Annotated in this window: 5 protein-coding genes and 2 pseudogenes; 4 read left to right on the top strand and 3 right to left on the bottom strand. The window is 52.4% G+C overall.

Features of this window, described 5'->3' with window-relative positions; translation table 11 throughout:
- Positions 1-487: 487 nt before the first annotated feature.
- Both N7326_RS09415 and N7326_RS09410 read left to right on the top strand, forming a co-directional pair.
- Positions 488-1052, top strand: a pseudogene (locus N7326_RS09415) (NYN domain-containing protein); the annotation flags it as partial.
- Between the two features lie 362 nt (positions 1053-1414).
- Positions 1415-1774, top strand: a pseudogene (locus N7326_RS09410) (NYN domain-containing protein); the annotation flags it as partial.
- A gap of 26 nt (positions 1775-1800) precedes the next feature.
- On the opposite strand, the gene N7326_RS07975 reads toward N7326_RS09410, so the two are convergent.
- Together N7326_RS07975 and trxA are read right to left on the bottom strand one after the other, a co-directional pair.
- Positions 1801-2490, bottom strand: coding sequence for a hypothetical protein (locus N7326_RS07975; protein ID WP_259289532.1), 690 nt, complete (start codon positions 2488-2490; stop codon positions 1801-1803).
- Between the two features lie 124 nt (positions 2491-2614).
- Entirely contained in the window at positions 2615-2983 is a 369-nt protein-coding gene (trxA, locus tag N7326_RS07970; protein WP_259079622.1) for a thioredoxin, read from the bottom strand.
- A gap of 157 nt (positions 2984-3140) precedes the next feature.
- On the opposite strand from trxA, the gene N7326_RS07965 reads away from it, so the two are divergent.
- Entirely contained in the window at positions 3141-3344 is a 204-nt protein-coding gene (locus N7326_RS07965) for a heavy-metal-associated domain-containing protein (RefSeq protein WP_259079616.1), read from the top strand.
- Between the two features lie 157 nt (positions 3345-3501).
- The gene (locus tag N7326_RS07960) at positions 3502-5715 is read left to right on the top strand and encodes a heavy metal translocating P-type ATPase (protein ID WP_259289582.1); all 2214 of its coding nucleotides are present in this window, start codon (positions 3502-3504) and stop codon (positions 5713-5715) included.
- On the opposite strand, the gene dnaB is transcribed toward N7326_RS07960, so the two are convergent.
- Positions 5716-7179: a replicative DNA helicase gene (gene dnaB / locus N7326_RS07955; protein ID WP_259079614.1), complete on the bottom strand. Its 1464-nt coding sequence runs from the start codon at positions 7177-7179 to the stop codon at positions 5716-5718.
- Positions 7180-7223: the final 44 nt, after the last annotated feature.

The following is a 7223-nucleotide window of genomic DNA, read 5'->3' as shown; positions in this document are numbered from 1 at the left end:
GGTCAAAAACCAAGCAAGCCACACTCACCGGCCACCAAAAACACCACACCATTCACCAACACAACCCAACTGCAATCAAAAAAACAAAAAAACAATTGGCACACTATTGAGTTCTCAAACAACACACACCACACACAAACCACATGCGCAGCAACCACAAACCATACAACCTAACACCACACAGCGTCAAATCGCACCAAGCTCATGCACCACCACGACCAACCCTGGCCGCAACGACCCACATAAAACTACACACCCCACACCAAACACACAAATCCCCAGCACACAAGCTATAAATAAGAATTTTGAGCTCACTAGACGTGGGTTCAACAGAAAGCAGGGTTGAATAGGCCCGGTCCCACTGGCGTGGAGTAGGGTCGTAAAGGAGCAAATCTACGGCTCAGCTCGATACGCCTTATACTGTGAGATACGGGTCGAGTAAGGGCCTATATAAAAAGTTACTTAGAGAAAGAATATTAGAATTATCATGCTTGAACGCACTCAAATTTATGTAGATACCTCGTATCTACTAGCCAGTTTTTACAATGCTTGGGAAACGGGCGCCCGCTCACAATTAGAGATTGATCTTCCTGAGGTAGTTAGAGTCCTAAGCAGTATGGTCGAGCAAAGTTTAGGTCAACCCGTTCATCGCCAACTGTGGTACGACGGTATTCCCGATACCGGCCCTCACCGTTATCAACGATCGTTGCGGACCTGTGCAGGTGTGCAGCTACGTGCCGGATCGTTGATTGAGTGGGGTGAGCGCCGTACTCAGAAAGCAGTCGACACCCGTCTGGTTGCCGATATGGTGCTCGCCGGAGTACGTCGCGAAGTAACTGATATGGTGCTCGTCTCCGGGGATGCCGATATGATTCCAGGTGTACAGGAAGCTGTGGATAACGGCATCCGTGTACACCTTTATGGTTTCGGCTGGGAGTCGATGTCCTCTGCACTGCGCTTCTCCTGCGATACCACCACAATTTTAGATCCTCGCATGGACTTTGAGGACTGTATGCAATTGCAGGTTCTCGAGGGGCCTCTGCCTCCGCGTATCCAGCAGGAAGAATCAAAAGACAGTGCTGACCATCCTGAGTACAAAGAGAATTTCGATCCTGATGCAGCGGATAATTTCCAACAGCCTTATGAATATCAAAGCGCTGAGAACTCGGAAGAACTCCAAGAAGATCATCAGCCCGAGAAGCAGAACGAGGTTATAGTCGAGAATGAGGCGGAGATCGTCGCGCAAGTCCCCGATACCGAAGTTCCGCCGCCACATCACGTGGCTGTCGAATCGATCAAAGTAGAACGCAACTCCGTCGAGGAGATTAAAGACGGCGTACGATCGGTATCGATAGAAGAAAACGTAGAATACTCAGCTGCGGTCAATACTGGAGACTCCAGTCCTTCTCCCACCGATGCACCGGCGAAACGCCCTGTGCCGAGTCCCTCCATGATGGCTCCACGGCGCAAGCTCCGGTCGCGGTATGTGCCCCTCCCTAATGAGGTGTGGACATCAAGTGGCTCTTGTAGCCCCTTTGATGTGGGTCAACAGTACGCAATTTGGTGGTATGAGAAGGCCGCCAGCCCCGAGCAACTTGATGATGCCCATACCCTAACTGGAGGTGGGCTTCCGCCCGAGATCGATCGGCCGCTTTTGCAATTTGCCTGCGAAACCCTCCATGAGTACACTCTCACCGAATCTCAGCGGGTCAATCTCCGCGACGGATTTCACTCTGGAATGCGCGGAATACTATTGGGTAACCGCCCCGACTAGGCTAGGCCTTTAAATAGGTCAGGCTTTCAAGGGTTGAACCGCAGCTCTTTCTCAAGCGCCGCAATACGTTGAGCCACTCGACTTTCAGGGTGCGGTTCCTCAATAGTTTTCATCCGTTGGCGCGCGTCATCGTCAAGCAAGGTATGCATAGTAAGCGCTTGATCATGGCGCGCGTGCAATGAAGCTCTGATTTCACTGAACGCGGTATCAATGGGAATAATATCTAAGTCTGAGACGTCTGGACCTGACGATATGACCCCGTTCCCTGGTTCAGTCAGGTGTGCTAACTGATCTGATAGATCCGCGGCGACCCTTGCCAGCTGCTTAGCTGCTTGTTCTTTCTGTTGTTGCGCTTCGCTGGCGAGGGCGTCCATCTGTTCTATGGCATCGTCGAGGCCGATGAGCTGTTCAGCATAAATATAAACTTCTTGCATGGTCGCATGTGCATTTCTCGGGAGCTCATAGCGGCGGTAATGGTTTGCTAATATCAGCAATTCTCGAATTTTTGCAGCCAGTAATTCACTTCGTTGAGCGGCTCGAGCTCGACGTTCGCTCAGTTGCTTTAGCTGAGCCTCCGCAGCACTTGCTTGAGACCAAATGCGCTGATACTCATCCTCGGTGGCGGAGAATTTCTTCTTAAGGCGCTGCAGCTCTGGGTTAGAGCTCGATAAAGCAGCCCGAAGACGCTTGATACCCCTCGCCATAAAGTGAGCCATATATGCGCGCTGCCTTTCTCAATTTCCTTGTTTCAGACCATTATAAGACCGACGCGCGACCTCTTCAGCCCAAAAGAAGAAACCCAGTATTCACGCACGCGAATACTGGGATAAATGTAGGCGCCTAAGCGTTATCTTGCTGCTCAGCTACTTGCCGACGTACCTCATCCATATCAAGCGCACGCACCTGGCTAATGAGATCATCCAAAGCTGCCGCTGGCAGGGCTCCTGCTTCACGGTAGACCATGATGCCATCCCGGAAAGCCATCAACGTAGGGATGGACATGATTTGCAAAGCAGCAGCCAATCCCTGATTTTCCTCAGTATTGAGCTTAGCGAAAGTAATATCCTCGTGCTTATCGGCAGCCTTGGTATAAACCGGCAGGAACTGTCGACACGGTCCGCACCACTCGGCCCAGCAGTCAACGAGAACAATACCGTCTGCGGTGACCGTTGATTCAAAAGTGTCTTCAGTTACATTAACGAGTGCCATTGTCTATTTATCTCCTACTATTGAGAATGATTGTTTCTTAATTGAGGGCGGGGTACTCCCACCGCCCCAGTGTATTCATGGTCAAACAATCGTGCACGAAACGCTTTCAGCAGGCGTATTCAAGAGAAGAAAATACCTAGTGAAAGGGATATTTACCGTGGTGAAAAACTACTATGTTTCCGGCATGACGTGTTCGCATTGCGTCGCCTCAGTCACCGAGGAAATCGATGAGATTCCCGGCACCGAGGGTGTCGAGGTAGATCTCGAGACCGGACGCGTCTGCGTTACTGGCCAAGGATTTAGCGACGAGGAAGTCGCCGCTGCTATTACCGAGGCTGGCTACACCCTCAAAGAGTCATAGCAACCCCATCACCTGGTGGGGTGAGTTCTCATTAAACTAGGGCTCGTACCAGCATCCTACGACGGTGGTATGAGCCTTTAATATTTTCAACCCAAGGAGAAGTGTGAGTAGCGCCCCCGCTTTATCATCTAGCCATATCGAGCTCGGGATTACCGGCATGACCTGCACATCATGTTCGACTCGGGTGCAACGCAAACTAAATAAGGTCGATGGGGTTCAGGCCGCTGTTAATTACGCCACTGAGACCGCCTCTGTGGACTACGATCCCACGAGTACGAATCCAGAACATTTAGCCGAGGTTATCAGGGCTGCCGGTTACGACTCATTCATTCTCAATGATCCACCAAAGAGCCCGCAGGAACCGGGTTCAGAGGAAGAAACTGAGATCTCACCAATCGATAGAGCCCGCGACATGCATGCTCAGCAACTGCGCAACCGGTTGGCAATTTCAAGTATTTTGGCGCTACCCGTCTTTGTGCTCTCCATGTTTAGCGCCACCCAATTCGATAACTGGCAGTGGCTCTGTTTCGCTCTCACTGGTCCAGTATATTTTTATGGGGGCTGGCCTTTCCATCAGGCTACGGTTCGCAATCTTCGTCACGGTTCCTTCACTATGGACACCTTGATTTCTTTGGGCACAACCGCCGCCTTCGCGTGGAGTATCTATGCGCTCTTCCTCGGAGATGCCGGAGAGAACACAATGCGCATGGCCATGAGCTTCTCATCGCATAGTGACCACAGCGGAGATCATATTTACCTTGAATCCGTCGCGGTAGTGATCGTCTTTATTCTTCTCGGCCGATGGTTCGAAACCCGGGCAAAAGGGAGGAGTTCCCAAGCCCTGCAAGAAATTCTCAACCTCGGGGTAAAAACGGCAACCATTCTAGAAAACGGTTCGGAACATCGCCGCCGCACCGAATTAGTCGATGTGGGCTCGATCCTCGTCGTGCGGCCGGGGGAGAAGATTCCCACCGATGGGATCATCACCGCGGGGCACTCAGGGGTCGATGAATCCATGCTGACTGGCGAATCAGTACCCGTTGACAAAGCCGTGGGCGATAAGGTCTTCGGTGGAACTCTCAACACCTCCGGACGGCTTTTGGTCGAGGCCACCAAGGTAGGTAAAGATACCGCTTTAGCGCAACTTGCGGAATTGATGACCCAAGCCCAAGCAAAAAAAGCACCCGTGCAAAAGCTTGCGGACGCAATTTCCCAGGTATTCGTACCCATTGTGGTCGTCATTGCGGTTCTTACCGTCTTGGTGCACTTCTTCCTTTTGAATGCTAGCTCGTCAGACGCCTTTGCTACCGGAGTCGCCGTCCTTATCATCGCCTGTCCGTGCGCTCTCGGACTCGCTACTCCCACTGCGCTACTCGTGGGCGCGGGTCGTGGTGCACAACTCGGTCTTGTCATTAAAGGCCCAGAGATTTTGGAAAATACTCGTCGGATTACGGCGGTCGTGCTCGATAAGACAGGCACTATCACCAAGGGTGAAATGACAGTGGACACGGTATCACTGCTTCCGGAGAGCGAGCTAAACCGCGACGAAGCCCTCAGATATGCTGCTGCCGTGGAACAGGGCTCAGAGCACCCCCTTGCTCGCGCCTTGCTGCACACACAGGCTCGTCCTCTGCCAGAGATTACGGATTTTTATTCGACCCCAGGCCGCGGAGTCGCAGCAACGGTAGCAGGGAAAAAAGTCGTTGTAGAAAAGCCGCACACGTCTGTTGATGCCAAGGTGGCGTCAGACATTCGGGACCTTGAAGCCAGTGGTGCCACAGTGCTATTACTCGGCATCGATGGTGTTTATCACGCCCTCATTGCGGTGCGCGATCAACTCAAAGACGGGGCTCCTGGGGCAGTTGATGAACTACGTTCTTTAGGGCTTGTACCCTATATGCTCACCGGCGATAATCGAGGCGCTGCCCAGTTCATGGCGCGTCAAGTAGGCATTGATGATAGTCATATCTTTGCCTCCGTCATGCCGGAACAAAAGGTAGAACGCGTGCAGGAATTGCAGCGTCGTGGTGAAACGGTGGCGATGGTCGGCGATGGCATTAATGATGCAGCCGCCCTTGCTCAGGCCGATCTCGGCTTGGCAATGGGCGCGGGCACCGATATTGCAATCGAAGCAAGCGATATCACGATCATGAATAACGATCCACAACATATACCGCTAGCCATTAAGCTGTCGCGGGCAACGCTTAGAACGATCAAATTAAATCTGTTCTGGGCTTTCGCCTATAACGTCATCTTGATCCCGGTAGCAGCCGTCGGCCTGTTAAATCCCATGTTTGCGGGTGCCGCAATGGCCTTAAGTTCAGTATTTGTAGTGAGCAATTCACTGCGCTTGAAGGCTTTCGGACGCTAATTAATGCGGCATATTGGCAAAGCGAGAAAAGTGTAGCTGGTGGGCCACGCGTACCGTGTCAATAGGCCCACCGCGGTGCTTTGCCAAAATAATATCGGCCTCGCCCGCGCGGCTATCTTCTTTGTCCTGTGAATCGGGGCGGTAGAGCAACATCACCATATCGGCGTCCTGCTCCAGAGATCCAGATTCACGCAGATCAGCCAATTGCGGGCGCTTATCCGTGCGCGATTCAGGGCCACGGTTGAGCTGGGAGATGGCCACCACCGGCACTTCCAGCTCCTTTGCCAAAAGCTTTAAGGAACGGGAAAATTCGGAAACTTCCTGCTGGCGTGATTCGGTTTTCTTGCCACTGCTCATGAGCTGTAAATAGTCGACGACGATTAGTTGCAGATCGTGCTTCTGCTTTAATTTACGTGCTTTTGAGCGGATTTCCATCATAGTGAGGTTCGCGGAATCATCGATAAAGATGGGGGCATCCTTAAGCTCGTCGGTGCGGCTGACGATTACCCGCCAGTCCTGGTCCGTCATGGTACCGCTGCGCATATCGGTTAACTTGATTTCTGTTTCCGCCGAGAGCAAGCGCATGACGATCTCGGATTTGCTCATCTCGAGAGAGAAGATTGCGGCTGCTTTATTGTTTTTAATGGCACATGAGCGGACAAAGTCGAGCGCTATCGTTGACTTTCCAACGCCCGGACGCGCCGCCACAATGATCATCTGACCTGCGTGTAAACCATTGGTAAGCCGGTCAAGATCCACAAAACCAGTAGGGACCCCTTGAGCTAGGCCGCCGCCGTCGGAAATGCTATCGAGTTCAGCGAGGGTTTCTTCCAAAATATCGCCTATCACCATATAGTCCTCGGTGGCGTTAGTGCGGGTAATGGAAAAGACTTCCTGTTGAGCTCGGTCAATAACGGCATCAACCTCGGCACCCTCGGTGCCCTCGTAACCTAATTGCACTACCCGAGTTCCAGCCTCGACGAGGCGCCTCAGAAGCGCCTTCTCCGCCACGATTTCAGCGTAATACTTAGCGTTAGCGGAGGTAGGAACCGAAGAGATAAGTTGCACGAGATAGGGGGCGCCGCCGATACGCTCTAAATCATTCGAGCGATCGAGGCGTCCACCCACGATCACCGGATCGATTTCGCGCGACTCAGAGAACAGTTCGATCATCGCGTTAAAAATAAGTTGATGGGCAACGCGATAAAAATCCTCTGCTCTGAGGATATCGATCATATCGATCACGGCGGAGCCGCTCAGCAGCATCGCTCCCAACACGCCTTGCTCGGCCGCTAGGTCAAAGGGAGGTTGCCGGTAATCGTCCACCGATGGGGCGGTCTCGCGTTGCTGATAGGAGCGAAACTGTCGGGGTTCAGCTACTGGGATATCCTCTTTCGGCACTGCCTGCGAGTAAATTGGGGCCTGCGCGTCGTCATCGAAATTGGTATCTGGAAAATTTGTCATATCGAGCGCTTTTCTCCATCTAGTTATATCCAGCGGCTCTCTGC

Source organism: Corynebacterium sp. ES2794-CONJ1 (assembly GCF_025660615.1).
Taxonomy (GTDB): Bacteria; Actinomycetota; Actinomycetes; order Mycobacteriales; family Mycobacteriaceae; genus Corynebacterium.
The sequence above is the reverse complement of the archived record's forward strand: the minus strand, read 5'-3'. Positions and strand labels throughout refer to the sequence as shown.